The following is a 14974-nucleotide window of genomic DNA, read 5'->3' as shown; positions in this document are numbered from 1 at the left end:
CCTAGAAATGTGAAACTTATTCCGGCGAGTTTTTGCAATAATTTAGCGAGCTTTTCTCATTTACTTGCGAGGCGACATACCTCGACATTGATAAACTACAAAATACCCTGTCCTCCACTACCATTCATTTAGTCCGTAAACTTCCCTAAACATCTAAAAAGGTGCTCCCAAAAATCTTCAGGACCACCTTTTTTATCTAAATCTCTTTAGAATTCGGCTTTGATTTTTTGTTTCTATTTCTAAAATGCATTATTTGTTTCATGATGCCTTCTTTTATTTTCGTTTTCGCACGAAACCCGAGCTCAGTCTCCGCTTTTTCGCCTTTAATCCGCATCTTTCTTTTTTCTTTAAATGTTAATTGATCTGCTTTTAATTCTGTTAATCCTTCTAGCCATTGGTTCTGGTTGCCACTAGATATGTTATAGATCTCATTTTTCGCGGTTGATTTACCTGCCAAGAATAATGCCTCAGCTGCGTCATCAACGAACAATACGTCTTCTGTAACAGAATCTTTGGAGATCGAATCATTCCTATTCTGGTCTTGGTCCTCTATTGAAATCACCTGTTGGTACGTATGATGTTCGGGCTGTCCGGGTCCATAGACAGTAGGAAGTCTCATGATTACAAACGGAAAATCATGCTGTTCAGCAAGTTGTTTTACAATATTTTCTTCCGTTAGCTTTATTAGACCAAAAAGGGATTCTGGATTTTTTGGTGAAGTCTCCAAAACATCACCCTGTCTTTTACCATATACATCATAGGAAGATACATAAATTAATTTTGTTTCACTATTAGCTAATGAAGCGACTTTTTTAAGAACGGATACGTTTCTTTGCACTTCATCTTCAATATTCGCCCACGGTGCTGTTGGTTTGACTGAGCAAGCTAGGTGGAAAATAACATCGCAGCCGTTTGAATGTGGTTGAAGATCCGTTTCATTAATATCATAAGGAAGATATTGAAATCCGGCATGACGTGCAATAAAATCAATCCGGTCTGGAGATTCTGCCATATCAATGCCGACGACGTCCACTTCTTCATCCAACAAACGGCTGCACAAATGGTAACCGATAAACCCTGCCGCTCCTGTTACAAATGCCTTTTTCATGTAAGAGCCTCCAGTCCATTTTTCTCCTCTTACTATCCTATGGTGATACTCGAGAGAATACGATACTTTTTTTGCACACAAAAACCCCATCACGTACTACGGTAATGGAGTTTCTATAACACTTTTTCATGGTTTTTAAAATATTCTTGAAAGGCCCTTGCCGGATTAAACGTAGCTTCAGGTACATGAATAGATAATGATATAGGCGCATCAATCTCTTGTCTTCTCTTCTCATATGGCCTGCTGTGTTCTTTAAAATTAAATGCAACACCGCGTGCCGCATGCCATATCTGAACAGGAGTTTTCGCTGTAAGTTGTTCTGTTTGAGGTAGTTTATCTATAAATGAATCAATATCTTCTTCCGAGTTGTAAGCAGAAATAATTTCTCTTTTCAGCCGTTTAAAAAATAACCGGTTCTGTCTTTCATGATTAAAATGATGCTGCAGGTCTATACAAGGGTTTATAAATAAGGCGGAGCGAATATTTTTTTCCATATCCTCCATAAGCTGCAGTGCAACAAGTGATCCCATACCCTCTGCGATCAAATGAATATTCGGGTTTAATATTTCATGCTTCATAACATAGTGGTATAGTCGCTTTGCAAGAATGACTGCTCTCGGACTGCCCCAATGTCTTCCGTATAAGTTAGAATAAAAGATGGTATATCCTTGATTCTTGAGGGCTTGAATGAGATTTGCACGTTCAGTGTTTTGTTTCCAAAGACTTGTATGCTCATCAACATAATGACTGCAATCGCCGATGATCATGACGCCAAAACCGTTCGGCTGCTTCGGTAGGTGTATAATATTCCATTGATTGTCTATCTGGAAAGTGCGTTTGTCGATACTCACATTTCTCCCCTCGAATTCGCTTTTCTTAACCAATGTATGCAGGGGAAACAAATTAGCTAAAGTTATCTGCCTAAGAATTAAGTTCTTTTTTCAATTGTTCTAACGTTTGTTTTCCTTCAGAAGTCAAATTCTTTTCTTCTTGTTCTTCTAACGCTTTCAATTCATCCAACTTTTCTTCCATCTTTCATCCCTCCGAATATTAATGTCTGTTTTATATGTACTTTCTTCTTCGTACTCATTCCTTATCCTGTTAAGCTTGAACAATTTATGAAAATTTCTAACATTTATGGATTATTGATCGATTATTTACACAAAGAATCTTTCCCTTTATCTCAACTTTTGTTACTATACAGAAGGGTAAAGAATTCGTTTACATAAAGAGGTGAATGTGGCATGCGTTATATTTGGACGTTAATATGGTCTTTATTATTAAGTAATATGATTTTTTATGTGCTCGTTTCAATGCAAGGCGGAACATTCGATTTCGTAACAGCTTGTATTTTTGGAGTAGTATTTACAGTCATTATTTCTATTCTTGGTGAGTTATTACCAGCAAAAAGCGAAGAAATATAAAATAAAAACCCGGGTTAGTTACCGGGTTTTTATTTTTGCTATGGCTTTCTTTTATATGTCCAAACTCTATTATGATTCGTTGTCTCTGGAAATCGGTCACCGGCTGATAAATGGACCTGTTGCGGATCATTTACCATACTTCCTGTTTCACCAATTTCTACATACATCCCGTTATTTGGTGCTTTCTGGCCATGTTTAAAATGTTTATTTTGCCCCATACGTTGATGTACCCTCCTTTCTTCTATAGGTTACCCGCGCTTACACTGATAACTCTTGCTAAAAAAAGAAGGATTCCATCAAAATTTCCCTTAAAACGCTCCGTTTACTCCTGCCACAGCATGAAGCGGAAACATACATCGATAGATCTGATATCCTCTTACATCATATTGCGCTTCTGAGTTGCGATTTTCTTGAGCTTCTTCTACATAAGGGATAGCAAAATAAACGTTTTGTTGGTCGACATATTCAATAAATCCTGTATAAGTTGCACCATCCATCAACATTAATTGCACATGCTGATTTCTGTTTTTTAAGCATGTTTTATACATTTTTTTAAATGGGGATCGACCCATTCCCGCCGATTGCCCACCAAAATTTTGTGATCCTCCATACGGATATGGTTGCGGATACATATTACCCCCTCCTTCTACCACATCCTATTCAAAGGAAAAGAAGATGGTACATATATCTATAGACAGATATTCTAAGTTGAAGGGATTGTGAAAAACCTTGGAGAAAGGTACATGTGAGCTTTGTAGAAGAGAACCACTCGAATTAACCGTTCATCACCTAATACCTAAAGAAGAAGGCGGCAGATTCTCTGCCACCGCAAACCTATGTATCCCTTGTCATAAGCAGATTCACTTTTTGTATACAAATTCTGAGCTAGCGTTACTTTACAACACGGTTGAAAAGTTAAGAGATGCGCCAGAACTAAAAAAATTCTTAAAATGGCTACGTAAACAGCCCTCATCAGCGTTACCTCGAATGAAAAAATCAAACCGTTTAAAGCGAAGGAGATGAAGGAATGAAGGAACTTGTAGGGAACTGTGCAATCTGCGCTAAAAATTTATATTGTGTGGACGGTTTTTTTCAAGGTCACATCGTAAATAATCAAAATCTCTGTTTATCTTGTTTCGAACAAATCAAAAAGGACCCTACGGAGTAACGAGTCAGGCAGGTTCCTTCATTTTTTTCTATAAGTTTTTTTGCTTTTGCATGTTTCTAGTTCTCTACATACGCAAATTGATTTTCGTCAAAATCAACTACTTTCAAAATAATACTTCTCGGTTTTTAACAATCACTAGTCATTAACCCCCACTAACAGGTGGTATGAAAGCAACCGTGTCCCCATCGTTTACTTGATCCGTTAAATCTACATACTCCTCATTTACAGCAACGAGTGCATTTTCGATTCCAGATAGTTTTCCGACTTGATTTTGAAGCATGTTTCTTACTTCTTCTACAGAAAGAGGAGATCTTACTTCAATAGAAACTCTTTCTGTTTCGGCTTGCTGCGCCAAATTTGCAAACAATAAAATTTTTATCATCATTTCTTCACTCCCTCTGGGTGTCCAGCAGGATAAGTTTTTGTACCTTTTTGGTTGCCTACCCACTCTTCTCCATCTGCATAATGCTCTTTTTTCCAAATGGGCACTATTTCCTTGATACGCTCAATTGCATATCTACTTGCTTCAAATGCATCTTGCCGATGAGGAGTAGATACAGCAATCGTAACCGCGATATCAGATATTTGGAGGGTTCCGATTCGATGTGTTATAGCCGTAATCGCATTCGGCCATTTTTCTTGAATCTCTATACCGATTTTTTCAAGCTGCTTTTCTGCCATCGGTACATATGCTTCATAATGAAGAAACTTCGTTTGTTTTTCTCCAGTCATTTCCCTAACCGTACCGATAAAGACAGAAATGGCACCTGCATTGTGATGGACCACTTGATCAATGACTTCTTGATTGTTTATAGAATTCTCCGTGATATTAAATCTTTTCATGACCCACTCTCCTTGCGATGTTCTTGAATGATGTATGTTATTATACAATCCAACCACTTCTTTTCATCACCCCTTGTAAATCTGGGACTAGGACTGCCTGTTCTCTGAATTGGTGTTACTAAAGACTTGTTCAAATGGATCGTTGCGATCACGTCACGAGAATGAATCAATAATTCAATATCTTCTGCTTTGTTTCGTAAAAGTACGACTCGTGGAAATTGTATATTTTTATAACCTTCTATTAGAATACAATCCATTTCAAGGGTTTCGTATATAGCGATTGCTTTATTCAATGGTAATTCTGAATTCATAGTCAATATTGAGTTTTCAGATGAAATCACACATGTTACATGCGCACCGGCGCTTCGATGTTGCTCTGTATCTTTTCCAGAATCATTATGGTCTACCCGAACTCCATGACCATGATGCTTAATCACTCCTGTTTGTAGATGGAGTTCCGCCAACCTTTTGAGCAATTTTTTTATTAGTGTTGTTTTTCCACTGTTTTGATAACCGACGACTTGGAGAATAACGGGTGATCCCACGGCCATTCGCTCCCTTCGCCGTGCCATGTGATTACACCAACCTCGTTTCCTTTTTCCCAACCTCTTGTACCTCCAGGCAAAACAATTAGACAGTTTGCCTCTACTAAAGAGGAAACTGAGCTTGATTTATCAAGGCCAGCAGGCTTTACGATGTTTCCACCGCCTACTTCAGTTAATACAGCTCTAACAAATCGAGTAAACGGATTAGGCTTTGGAAAATCACTCGAAAGCATTGCGTTTGTAACTGTGCAGTGTGGTTTTAACATGTTCATTCCTTTTAAAATTACAGGTCTTACAAAAAGTTCAGCTCCAACAAAGCAAGCTGACGGGTTTCCTGAAAGGCCAAAAAGCCATTTATCTTCATAACGTGCAACGGTAGTAACACTGCCTGGACGCATGGCAATTTTATTAAAAAGAACATCTGCACCAAGCTTTTTGTATACCTCTGGAAGAAAATCATAATCACCAACAGATACACCACCTGTTGTGATCAAAACATCAGTTTCCTGCAGTGCTGCTTTAATACTTTTATATAAAGAATCAAAGTTATCCTCACGATGTTGATAGAGCTTTACTTCTGCTCCCATCGCTCTAACTTGTGCTGCACACATGTATGCATTGCTGTTTCTTATTTTTCCTGGCTGCAGTTCTTCCTTTACGTCGAGAAGTTCTGTTCCTGTTGAAAGAATACCTACGATAGGTCTTTTGTACACAGAAACGGTGTGATAACCAAACGTTGAGAGAATCGCTACTATTCCTGGAGTGATTTTTGTTCCTGCTCTTACTAAGAGTGTTCCATTTTGTGTGTCTTCCCCTTGAAAGGAAATGTTTTCATCCTTTTTAACAGATCGTTTTATGATGATTTGATTTTCGCTATCGTTAACAAGCTCTTTTACTAGTTCCAGCATGATAACTGCATCAGCACCATCCGGGATTTGTGCACCTGTCATAATGCGAACTGCCATCCCGCTCTTCACTTCACGCATAGCAACTTGTCCTGCCCCTATCGTCTCTACAACATTTAATGTAATGGGGTTATCCAGTGATGCATGTTTCGTATCATCAGAACGAATTGCGAAACCATCATATGGTGACCGATTGAAAGGAGGAACATCATGGGTAGCTGTAAGATCCTCTGCCAATATTCGATGATCACACTCCATGATTGAAACTTTTTCAATTTCCCATAGACGGGTGTGTGCCATGATTTTATTTACTGCCTCAGCAATAGGTAGTGGTGTTCTTTTTGTGACTGGCAAAATTCCCACTCCTTTAATTTTCAGAATATATACACTTTTCAGTTTACTTTTATCTTTTTCTTTGTTATTATTTTTTTAAATTATGGAAAGGATGTTGATCGAATGAAGGTTTCTTACGAATATTACCACCGATCCGGCTATAAAGTAACCATAACCGACATCCCAGAAGAATTTAACGAACAGGGAGTTTGGTCCCTTCGCATCATGCATTCTCTACAAAAGCAAATTGACGAAATCGACCATATGTATCAGCCAAAAAGAACATATAGGCTTAAGCTTGAAGAAACGGGGTAATCTTTACACCGTTTCTTTTTTTACTTTCAATTGTTGTGCAATCCACTCTACTGCGTTTAAATAGGCAGCACGTGAAACTTTGTGTCCGGAGGTTTTGTCGTTCATATACACCGATGAACTATTCTTTTCGGTTAAGGTTTGTACGTAAGGTTTTGCAAACTCATATGGTATTACTGCATCAGCTTCACTATGCCAAATGAATAATGGACGGTTATTAAGCTTTTCAAGATTTAATGTAAGATCGAAATCCTTCAATGTAGAAATTGATTCTTCAAGCTCTTCTAGTGTAAGAGGAATATCGTAACCTGCCTTCTGAATTCTTTCGATCTGCCATTTAGCAAACTTTTGATGAGCTGGTGTTCCCATGAGTGCACATCCGGCACTGATCATCGGGTTATTTACGAGTGAACCGTAAGTAATGATAGCTCCCATAGAAGTTCCACCTACCGCAATTTGATCTTCCAAAACAAATTCGTTTTCTTTTGCCCAATCCATTATATTGTTCACATCTTGAATACCTTGTTGAACGATATTCCAGAAATCATACTCCATCGACTTAGGAGGGTTTGCAACGATTCGTTCACCATGATGAAGTGCATCTGGTAAAATGACTCGAAAATCTTTTTCAGCTAGTGAATATGCAAAATGTAAATTATGCTCTTTTGCACTCGTATATCCGTGTATGAAAATAAAAAGCGGCAACGGTTTACCTGCATTTTCTTTTTTTTCCGCAAGTAAGAAAGGAATATCGCCGATCGTTCCTTTTTGTATACATACCATGTGTGTATCTCCTCTTTCTCTTTTTTTCCATCTTATCATGAGACATGTTTCTTTTTCATGAAAGACGCCCTGTATGAATAGACTTTTTGTAAGTAAAATAATACACTTTATATAAGCATCCTAAAAAAGGCAGGTACTTTCGTGACACAACCTTACTTAATTGCATTAGATCTTGACGGAACTTTATTAAACGATGAGAAAAAAATTCCTAGAAAAACAAAAGAACTACTTTTTCAATTGATCGATCATGGTCACCATGTTTGTATTTCTACTGGTCGTCCTTTTCGTTCTTCAAACATGTATTATGAGGAGCTAGAACTCAACACTCCCATTGTGAACTTTAATGGTGCTTTTGTTCATCACCCACATGATGCAAGTTTCGGAATTCACCATTCTCCACTTGAACTTGACGTTGCTAAACGTATCATTTCAGCCTGTGAGACGTTTAAAGTTAAGAATATTATGGTCGAAGTTCTTGATGATGTATATTTAAAAAAACCTGATGAAGTGATTGTTAATACTTTCATCATGAATGAAAATCCTCTTCAAATTGGCGACCTTCATAAAACCTTGAAAGATGACCCTACTGCTATTCTTGTTCATCCAGAGGATCATCATATTCCAGAGTTAAGAGCGATGCTTGAAAAGGAGCATGCCGAAGTTGTCGACCAAAGAGTTTGGGCAGCTCCATGGAACATAATAGAAGTTATTCGTTCTGGTATCAGCAAAGCCTCTGGCCTAGAAAAAATCGCTGCATACTACAACATCCCACAAGATCGGATTGTAGCTTTTGGCGATGAAGACAATGACTTTGAAATGATTGAATACGCTGGGCATGGTGTGGCAATGGGAAATGCGATCGATGAGCTTAAATCCCGAGCGAATTATGTAACCCTTACAAACGAAGAAGAAGGTATTGCTCATTACTTAAAAAATATATTAAAACTTGTTTAATCACGATAAAGGTCTTCTGCTGAATGTCAGCTGGAGACCTTTTTTCCATTTCTTTTTTAAAACGTTTGAAGCCTTTAGCTACATATTGTACTTCTTACGGTAAAAACTAAAGATACGGGAGAAAAGGAGGAATTTCAAATGAGTAAAAAGAGTCGTTCCAAACGAGCAACTAAGCAAGGAGCCGATATGGTAAGTCAGGAAACAACTATGGCTTTCAGTAAAGATGAGCAACAAGATCGCAAACGGGAAAAAGAAGAAAGAAATTCATTAGGAGGCATATAACGATGGCAAACAGATTATTTCAAATCGCGAGAAATGCTGTTCAACAGGCTGTTGGAAAGGTACAACATTCCACACATGATTTAAATAACAAGATATCTAACAGTGAACATGCCCCTCATGCTGAACTTTCTGGTCATGACAAGGAAGTTGCACAGAATGCTCTTTCTTCTGCAATGGCTAATTCGTCTGATGCAGAGCGAGCTCAGTTGGCTGAGTTCCAAAAAGAATTGGATGGCCACGCTGGTGTTTCGTCTTCTGTCAATCCTACATCTGAACATGCAGAAAACCAACATACAGAGTCAGGTCAGCCTCAATCTTTTACACAAGCCACTGGCTTAAGTTTAGAAGACGCTGAAAGCTTATTGGAAGACAATCCCGATCGCCTAAACTAGAACTAGAAACAGCTTTCTCTTTTCACGGAGAAAGCTGTTTTTTTGGGAATGTAATGGCTGTCAATGTTTTGATATTTCTTAGCAAAAGTTCACTTAATTCTTCATATCCGAATTTATTAAAATGAAGACCATCATCTATCACGTATTTTTGAATGTTCTTTTCCACCAGTGTTTCGAACAAAGGTACATATGATGTTCCCTCGTGTTTCGCTACCTTTTTAACCGTTTGTGCATACTTTTTCATTCTATCATTTGTACGTGCCATTTGCTTTTTCTCAAACACAGGAGCTGGACTGATCAAAATCACTTTTTCTGCCCCAATTTTATTTACCATGTAAGTCAGGTTCTTTTCGTACTCTTTTAGTGGAATAAGTCTATGATCACTTGAATCATTCGCGCCAAAAAGAATGGTTACAAAATCAGGGTGATGCCTTAGAACGTCATCTTGTAGTCTAACTAGAGCAGCTCTCGTTGTTTCTGCAGGTATTCCAGCATTCATAACTACCCATTCGGTTAGTTCTTGCCTTAAACGGGAAGTTAATCTAAGTGAGCCATCTTTACTCTTTTCTTTTGAAGTGATGCTGTCTCCAAAACAAACAAGAGTCTTCATTTCTTACTCATCTCCTCTTTTAAATCTCTCTATTTAAACTATTCGAAAGAAATTACCATTTATCAAACGTCAAACTCTCATTATTTTTGTTATAATGTGTTTGTGAGCGAGATATCTTATGTTTTAGAGTAATTTTGGGGGCATTGTATGAAAATATATCGTGTAACGAATGAAGCTGAATCTCATATCATTGAAGAAATTGCGCATTTATTCTTACAGCAGCGTACGATGGACGGTGAACCAGAAGAGAAATCCAGAACGTTTGCTGGTATTAAGATGGCACTTGAAAACCCAGATAAAAGCGGAATTATCATTGCCGAAGAAGAAAATATCGTGATTGGACTAGCCTTCTTCAACTTGGGAGTAAGTCTTCGTATCGGCGGACCATATCTTTGGTTAAATGAGCTTTATGTACATGAAAAACACCGAAACAGAGGAATTGCCCGTAAAATTTTGCTACACTTGATCTATTGGGCCGAAAGAGATGGCATTAAATCCATTGAATTAGAAACGGGTATCAATAACTCAGTTACGAAGCATCTGTATAATTCATTGGATTTCCATGATATCATCTCTAAAAGATATGCATTTCATTTTTAATACTATACTTTGAAGGAGTGTTTGTAATGGCAGTAGAATTTTCAATCCAACCAACACCTAATCCTAACGCAATTAAATTTGATGGTTCAGAGAAATTTTTAGAAGGAAGACTTTCTGCACGCGTAGGTGATGAATCAGATTCAACTCTAGCAAAAGCACTATTATCCATTGATGGCGTAGAATCAATTTTTGGTTTTGAAAACTTTATTACAGTAAATAAAACGAACGACAGTGACTGGAACGAATTAATGCCAGAAATTCAAAAAGCATTAGAAGAGAATGCTTAAATGTTCACACCAGCCTATATGATTAGGCTGGTTTTTTTGTTGTTAAAAACTTGTAAGCATGACTAACGTCTATTTGAATGATTGAAGCGGCACCGCTAGTGTATCTGATTTTCCCCCATTTTTAGGATTGTAGTTATACAATTCAAGCATGAGGGTGCCGTTTATAGGTAAATCTTCCTCTGGAATGTTAATGTTAAACGAGAATGGAGCCCAAGCTGGTGCACCTTCAGCTGTTTGTTCATGTCTTTCAATAAAAACGTTATGACCATCAGATACTGAATAGCCAAAAGATGCTTCAAATACTCTCGCCTCTCCTGAAACTTTGTAACTACCGTCTTTTCCTGAAAAGTGTATGTTTCGAAAAGAATTATTTCTCAGTTCTCCAGTTCCTCCTTGAAGAGTGAGCGTTTCTTTCACTGTTACATTCTCAGTCTTCAATGAACCAGGTGAAATTTCATTCGGTAGAAAGGTTGCGTTCACTTTATAGATCCCGGCTTTTCTTTTTGCAGCAGAAAGTTTCCACTTTGTTTTCCAAATGTGACTTGCTCCTGCTTTTATCTGTACATCCTCTTGTTTTTTCTCATAGTTTTTCCCTTTAGAATGCCTGAAAACTTCTTTACTTGAAGAATCCACTATAGAAACATCGAACATCTTGGAACTGTTGAATGATAAAGTTACTGTATGATTGCTTTGGTTCTCGAGAACAGCTAGTATATCAATGCCATCGTTTCTTTGTTGGATGGATAGAACGGGACTAAGCTGAGAAGCTACTTCACCATGTTTTTCTTTAGGCTTCTCCTTTTCCTTGCTGCAAGCTGACATTAGAAAAATAAGCGCACAAACGGTTAGAAAGACTATAACGGTCGTTTTATATGGCTTCATGTTAACAAATCACCTCACTTTCATTCTTACCTTTATATGGTGATTTTATTGAAAACATTCGCAAAAAAACACACGGTATGGACCTTGTCCATACCGTGTGTACAAAAGTGAAGTTTTGTAATTGTGTGGGGTCAGACCCCCCTCAGTCGTTTCTGAAGAAGCCGTAGATGCCCGTTGTGTGCACGATATTTGTGAAGGCTTTCGGATCAACTTCTTTAAGAACCTGTTCTAAATCATATAGTTCATATCGTGTGATAACGATGATAAGCATCTCTTTATCTTGCTTAGAGAAAGCTCCTTTTGCTGGTACGATCGTTATTCCTCGAACCATCTTACCGTGGATGGCTTCTTGGATCTCATTCCCCTTCTTAGTAACAATCATCGCCGTAAGCTTTTCGTGACGCGTATGTACCGCGTCAATAACACGAGATGATACATAGAGAGCTACAAGCGTATATAACGCCTTCTCCCATCCAAATAGGAAACCTGCAGCGAGGATGATCAAGCCGTTTAGGATAAAGAAATAACCACCGATCGGTTTGTTCTTCATTCTTGATAAGATCATAGCGATGATATCAAGTCCACCTGTTGAAGCCCCATACTTTAAGGTAACACCTACACCTAAAGCTGCTATAACTCCGCCGAACACAGCATTCAGCAAAATATCAGAAGAAACAACGGTTATGGGTATGATCTCTAGAAATGCCGTGATCATGATAACGCTCAAGAAGCTATATACCGTAAAAGATTTTCCTACTTTCAGCCAGCCTAAAATCGTAACAGGAATATTAAACAATAAGTACAAAATACCAGTGCTGATCGGGAAAGCAGTGTTAACGAGTAAGGATGAAATCAACTGGGAAACCCCAGTAAATCCACTAGCATAAACTTTTGCCGGTATTAAGAACATGTTAAGAGATACGGCATTAAGCAGGGCTCCTACAATGATAAAAAAGATCTTTTTTAGTTCAGTTATACCTAAGTCGCTTAAGCGAAAACGTTCTGACATAAGTGAGAGTCCCTCCTTTTTTCATTAATCCAAGATTCATTTTTAACAGATAAAGATACCCCGCGTCAATAGTCATAAGAGCTATTTTTTAAACATGATCATTGCCTTTTCATTCCATCACAAGTTAAACTATAGAAAAAAGCCAAGCAGGTGAACAATAATGACTACGATAATAACCGATACAGGATCTGATCTACCTAAACAGCTTTTGGATGAATACGAGATTATTATGCTTCCTTTAATCGTTCAAGTAAATGATGAAGAGTATTTAGATCGATCTAATATCGAACCAAAACAGTTATATACATATATGAAGGAAGGCGCTGTTCCTAAAACGGCTCAAGTCCCTCCATCTATTATTAAAGAAACATTAACTTCATTTGCAAGGAATGGCCAACCTGCCATTTATATTACTTTGTCCTCAGGAATCAGCGGAACCTATCAGACAGCTGTTCTTATGAAAAATGAAGTACTTGAAGAATTTCCAAACGCTCAGATTGAAGTCTTTGATAGCCAATCTGCATCATTAGGATATGGATTAATGGTGCATGAAGCTGCTAAAGAAGCGAAGGAAGGAAAATCTTTTGATGAAATCCTTCAAACCCTTCAACATTACCAAAACCATCTTGAACATATTTTTACCGTAGATGACCTTGAATATTTATTGCGCGGCGGCAGAGTGAGTAAAACGGCTGCAGTCATGGGAACACTCTTAAAAATAAAACCTGTTCTTCATATGGAAGACGGAAAACTGTTTCCACTCGAAAAACTGCGTGGAAAGAAAAAAGTTTTAGGACGCATGGTAGAAATCATGAAGGAAAGAGCTTCTTCTCTTGATGACATAACGATCGGCATCAGTCATGCAGATGATACTGAAACGGCGAAAGCATTAAAAGATTTAATCATTGAAGAAACAGGAAACAAAAATATTTTAGTTACCATGATCGGCTGTGCGATAGGCGCTCATGCAGGGCCAGGAACAATTGCTTTATTCTTCTTAAATACACCTAAAAATGTATCTTAAAACATGATGAATAATAGAACCCCTTCTGACAGATGTTAGAATCAGGAGGGATATTTATGACACACCGTAATACGAAAGACAATAATAAACGACCAGCAGATAATCAAGCTATGAATCAAATGAAAAATGAAGCAGAGCTTGAAAATAAACAAAACGGAAAACAACCTTATTCTAAAAAACCTGATCATCTTTAAAGATAGGAAAAGCCCCCTTATGAAAGGGAGCTTTTTTTGTTCATTATTCAACATTTATCATCACCGTTTAGATGATTGGAAATTTAATCGTAAAACAAGTATCGTCTTTCGTTGAAGATACTTCAATCGTACCATTATGTTTTTCAACGATCTGTTTACACACAGAAAGTCCAAGCCCTGTTCCAAGTGACTTTGTCGTAACAAAAGGTTCAAACACGTTCTCGAGTAAATAATCAGGAATCGGGTTACCATTATTGCAGATTGATAATTCTGCCATGTTTTCTTCGTTTTCCCTTAGTGATACTTTAATCTTTCTCTCACCGTTCCAACCGCTTAATTCTTCGACTGCATTCACTAGAATATTTAATAACACTTGTTTGATCTGTGAACTGTCTCCTTCGGTATATACGGAATTTTCGACTTGTGAGATGGTTACGATATTCGCTTCAGTAAAACGTGGATACATAAAATTTAGCATTTCTTTCAAGAGCGATGATAAAGAGACTTTTTCAAGCTTATCTTCTAAGCCTCTCATCTTTGATAAATATAAAAATTGCGTTATCTTTTCTTCAAGACTCTGCATCTCATTTTGAATAATTTCAAAGTAATACTCTGATTGATCTGTTTTATTTAATTCCTTTTGTAGAAGGTAGATAAATCCTTTAACTGAAGTCAGCGGATTTCTGAATTCATGAGCAAAGCTGGCAGCGATCTGCCCAAGCATCGTTAATCGATCGTGATGCATCTCTTGAATGAACTGATTTTTCCGATCAATAATTGAATCCTTAAGTGCTGTGTATTCTTTTACACTCAAAAAGACGAGCTGATCAAAATACCGCTGCATCTTTAATACCCCATCACCTTTTAATTGATCATTTAAAAGTGAACACATTAAAAGTTCATAAACGATGCTTCGTCCAACGTTGATGTTATGAACGAAATCGCCTACGTTCGCTTTGGCTTCGATTCTTTCTTTGGCAATCTTGCTTGTTAAAGCCTTTAGCCTTTCGAGTGACCCTGTTTCTAAATAGTTTATTAATTCTATGATTGTTTGATGGCCGTTCTTTTTCACTTCTTCAAAGAAAGGGTCATTTTGAGGCAACAGTACGTTCTCCAGCCATTTTTCAACAATGCTTGTTTTTTGCATCTTCAAGAATTGAGCAAGTTCTGTATTTGTTTGTATGTTTGTACTGCTATCCAATGTTATCACCCTTTTATTGAAAGCGGCTGTTTTCGTTTTCATTGTTGCTTTCGATAGTTGTTGATTTCCGCTCTAAGGTTGCTCGCCTTCCATGGGGCGTGCGGGGAGTCTCCACCTG

At 37.7% G+C, this 14974-nt stretch carries 23 protein-coding genes; 10 read left to right on the top strand and 13 right to left on the bottom strand.

Annotated elements, in window-relative coordinates:
• Positions 1-196: 196 nt before the first annotated feature.
• The gene (locus tag IHV10_RS04545; protein WP_197127518.1) at positions 197-1108 is read right to left on the bottom strand and encodes an NAD-dependent epimerase/dehydratase family protein; all 912 of its coding nucleotides are present in this window, start codon (positions 1106-1108) and stop codon (positions 197-199) included.
• 113 nt (positions 1109-1221) lie between these two features.
• Complete coding sequence (locus tag IHV10_RS04540) at positions 1222-1959, bottom strand: alpha/beta hydrolase (protein ID WP_197127517.1); 738 nt, start codon at positions 1957-1959, stop codon at positions 1222-1224.
• 393 nt (positions 1960-2352) lie between these two features.
• On the opposite strand from IHV10_RS04540, the gene IHV10_RS04535 reads away from it, so the two are divergent.
• Positions 2353-2532, top strand: a complete 180-nt coding sequence (locus IHV10_RS04535; RefSeq protein WP_197127516.1) for a YjzD family protein — start codon at positions 2353-2355, stop codon at positions 2530-2532.
• A 38-nt stretch (positions 2533-2570) separates the two neighbouring features.
• Here the strand turns inward: IHV10_RS04535 and IHV10_RS04530 are convergent, their stop codons facing one another.
• A complete protein-coding gene (locus tag IHV10_RS04530) occupies positions 2571-2750 on the bottom strand; it encodes a YjzC family protein (protein WP_137789873.1) in 180 nt (59 codons plus the stop codon).
• Between the two features lie 90 nt (positions 2751-2840).
• Positions 2841-3164 (bottom strand): hypothetical protein, encoded by a 324-nt coding sequence (locus IHV10_RS04525; RefSeq protein WP_197127515.1) that lies wholly within the window; start codon positions 3162-3164, stop codon positions 2841-2843.
• A gap of 97 nt (positions 3165-3261) precedes the next feature.
• On the opposite strand from IHV10_RS04525, the gene IHV10_RS04520 reads away from it, so the two are divergent.
• The gene (locus IHV10_RS04520; protein ID WP_197127514.1) at positions 3262-3555 is read left to right on the top strand and encodes an HNH endonuclease; all 294 of its coding nucleotides are present in this window, start codon (positions 3262-3264) and stop codon (positions 3553-3555) included.
• Between the two features lie 287 nt (positions 3556-3842).
• On the opposite strand, the gene moaD is transcribed toward IHV10_RS04520, so the two are convergent.
• Genes moaD through IHV10_RS04500 form a run of 4 tightly spaced genes read right to left on the bottom strand, consistent with a single transcriptional unit; the run spans position 3843 to position 6347 of the window.
• Positions 3843-4085 (bottom strand): molybdopterin converting factor subunit 1, encoded by a 243-nt coding sequence (gene moaD / locus IHV10_RS04515; RefSeq protein ID WP_231619418.1) that lies wholly within the window; start codon positions 4083-4085, stop codon positions 3843-3845.
• A complete protein-coding gene (locus IHV10_RS04510) occupies positions 4082-4543 on the bottom strand; it encodes a molybdenum cofactor biosynthesis protein MoaE (RefSeq protein WP_197127513.1) in 462 nt (153 codons plus the stop codon). Before IHV10_RS04510 ends, moaD begins: the two co-directional genes overlap by 4 nt.
• The gene (gene mobB, locus IHV10_RS04505) at positions 4540-5088 is read right to left on the bottom strand and encodes a molybdopterin-guanine dinucleotide biosynthesis protein B (RefSeq protein WP_197127512.1); all 549 of its coding nucleotides are present in this window, start codon (positions 5086-5088) and stop codon (positions 4540-4542) included. Before mobB ends, IHV10_RS04510 begins: the two co-directional genes overlap by 4 nt.
• The gene (locus IHV10_RS04500) at positions 5028-6347 is read right to left on the bottom strand and encodes a molybdopterin molybdotransferase MoeA (RefSeq protein ID WP_197127511.1); all 1320 of its coding nucleotides are present in this window, start codon (positions 6345-6347) and stop codon (positions 5028-5030) included. The genes mobB and IHV10_RS04500 overlap by 61 nt, the downstream gene beginning before the upstream one ends.
• Before the next feature lie 102 nt (positions 6348-6449).
• On the opposite strand from IHV10_RS04500, the gene IHV10_RS04495 reads away from it, so the two are divergent.
• A complete protein-coding gene (locus IHV10_RS04495) occupies positions 6450-6641 on the top strand; it encodes a hypothetical protein (protein WP_153238689.1) in 192 nt (63 codons plus the stop codon).
• A 3-nt stretch (positions 6642-6644) separates the two neighbouring features.
• Here the strand turns inward: IHV10_RS04495 and IHV10_RS04490 are convergent, their stop codons facing one another.
• The gene (locus IHV10_RS04490) at positions 6645-7421 is read right to left on the bottom strand and encodes a prolyl oligopeptidase family serine peptidase (protein ID WP_197127510.1); all 777 of its coding nucleotides are present in this window, start codon (positions 7419-7421) and stop codon (positions 6645-6647) included.
• Between the two features lie 141 nt (positions 7422-7562).
• Here IHV10_RS04490 and IHV10_RS04485 point away from each other — a divergent pair, with 141 nt between their 5' ends.
• The 3 genes from IHV10_RS04485 to IHV10_RS23080 all read left to right on the top strand — a co-directional run bounded on the left by IHV10_RS04485 (position 7563) and on the right by IHV10_RS23080 (position 9049).
• The gene (locus tag IHV10_RS04485) at positions 7563-8375 is read left to right on the top strand and encodes a Cof-type HAD-IIB family hydrolase (protein ID WP_197127509.1); all 813 of its coding nucleotides are present in this window, start codon (positions 7563-7565) and stop codon (positions 8373-8375) included.
• Positions 8376-8513: 138 nt separating this feature from the next.
• Positions 8514-8657: a hypothetical protein gene (locus IHV10_RS04480; protein ID WP_186320544.1), complete on the top strand. Its 144-nt coding sequence runs from the start codon at positions 8514-8516 to the stop codon at positions 8655-8657.
• Positions 8658-8659: 2 nt separating this feature from the next.
• Complete coding sequence (locus IHV10_RS23080; RefSeq protein ID WP_197127508.1) at positions 8660-9049, top strand: DUF3813 domain-containing protein; 390 nt, start codon at positions 8660-8662, stop codon at positions 9047-9049.
• Between the two features lie 22 nt (positions 9050-9071).
• Here the strand turns inward: IHV10_RS23080 and IHV10_RS04470 are convergent, their stop codons facing one another.
• Entirely contained in the window at positions 9072-9659 is a 588-nt protein-coding gene (locus tag IHV10_RS04470; RefSeq protein ID WP_197127507.1) for a GDSL-type esterase/lipase family protein, read from the bottom strand.
• Positions 9660-9806: 147 nt separating this feature from the next.
• Between IHV10_RS04470 and IHV10_RS04465 the strand changes: the two genes are divergently transcribed.
• Both IHV10_RS04465 and IHV10_RS04460 read left to right on the top strand, forming a co-directional pair.
• The gene (locus tag IHV10_RS04465; protein ID WP_197127506.1) at positions 9807-10259 is read left to right on the top strand and encodes a GNAT family N-acetyltransferase; all 453 of its coding nucleotides are present in this window, start codon (positions 9807-9809) and stop codon (positions 10257-10259) included.
• A gap of 26 nt (positions 10260-10285) precedes the next feature.
• Positions 10286-10546, top strand: a complete 261-nt coding sequence (locus IHV10_RS04460) for a NifU N-terminal domain-containing protein (RefSeq protein ID WP_197127505.1) — start codon at positions 10286-10288, stop codon at positions 10544-10546.
• 69 nt (positions 10547-10615) lie between these two features.
• Here the strand turns inward: IHV10_RS04460 and IHV10_RS04455 are convergent, their stop codons facing one another.
• Positions 10616-11428 (bottom strand): BsuPI-related putative proteinase inhibitor, encoded by an 813-nt coding sequence (locus IHV10_RS04455; RefSeq protein ID WP_197127504.1) that lies wholly within the window; start codon positions 11426-11428, stop codon positions 10616-10618.
• Between the two features lie 142 nt (positions 11429-11570).
• Complete coding sequence (locus IHV10_RS04450) at positions 11571-12437, bottom strand: YitT family protein (RefSeq protein WP_197127503.1); 867 nt, start codon at positions 12435-12437, stop codon at positions 11571-11573.
• 160 nt (positions 12438-12597) lie between these two features.
• Here IHV10_RS04450 and IHV10_RS04445 point away from each other — a divergent pair, with 160 nt between their 5' ends.
• Both IHV10_RS04445 and IHV10_RS04440 read left to right on the top strand, forming a co-directional pair.
• Positions 12598-13461, top strand: coding sequence for a DegV family protein (locus IHV10_RS04445; protein ID WP_231619416.1), 864 nt, complete (start codon positions 12598-12600; stop codon positions 13459-13461).
• 56 nt (positions 13462-13517) lie between these two features.
• The gene (locus IHV10_RS04440) at positions 13518-13655 is read left to right on the top strand and encodes a DUF3941 domain-containing protein (RefSeq protein ID WP_197127502.1); all 138 of its coding nucleotides are present in this window, start codon (positions 13518-13520) and stop codon (positions 13653-13655) included.
• Positions 13656-13722: 67 nt separating this feature from the next.
• On the opposite strand, the gene IHV10_RS04435 is transcribed toward IHV10_RS04440, so the two are convergent.
• Positions 13723-14856, bottom strand: a complete 1134-nt coding sequence (locus IHV10_RS04435) for a histidine kinase N-terminal domain-containing protein (RefSeq protein ID WP_197127501.1) — start codon at positions 14854-14856, stop codon at positions 13723-13725.
• Between the last annotated feature and the right edge of the window lie 118 nt (positions 14857-14974).

Origin of the sequence: Fictibacillus sp. 5RED26, from assembly GCF_015903895.1 — a bacterium.
In the GTDB taxonomy this organism is placed as follows: domain Bacteria; phylum Bacillota; class Bacilli; order Bacillales; family Fictibacillaceae; genus Fictibacillus; species Fictibacillus phosphorivorans.
This window is presented reverse-complemented; position numbering and strand designations above follow the sequence as displayed.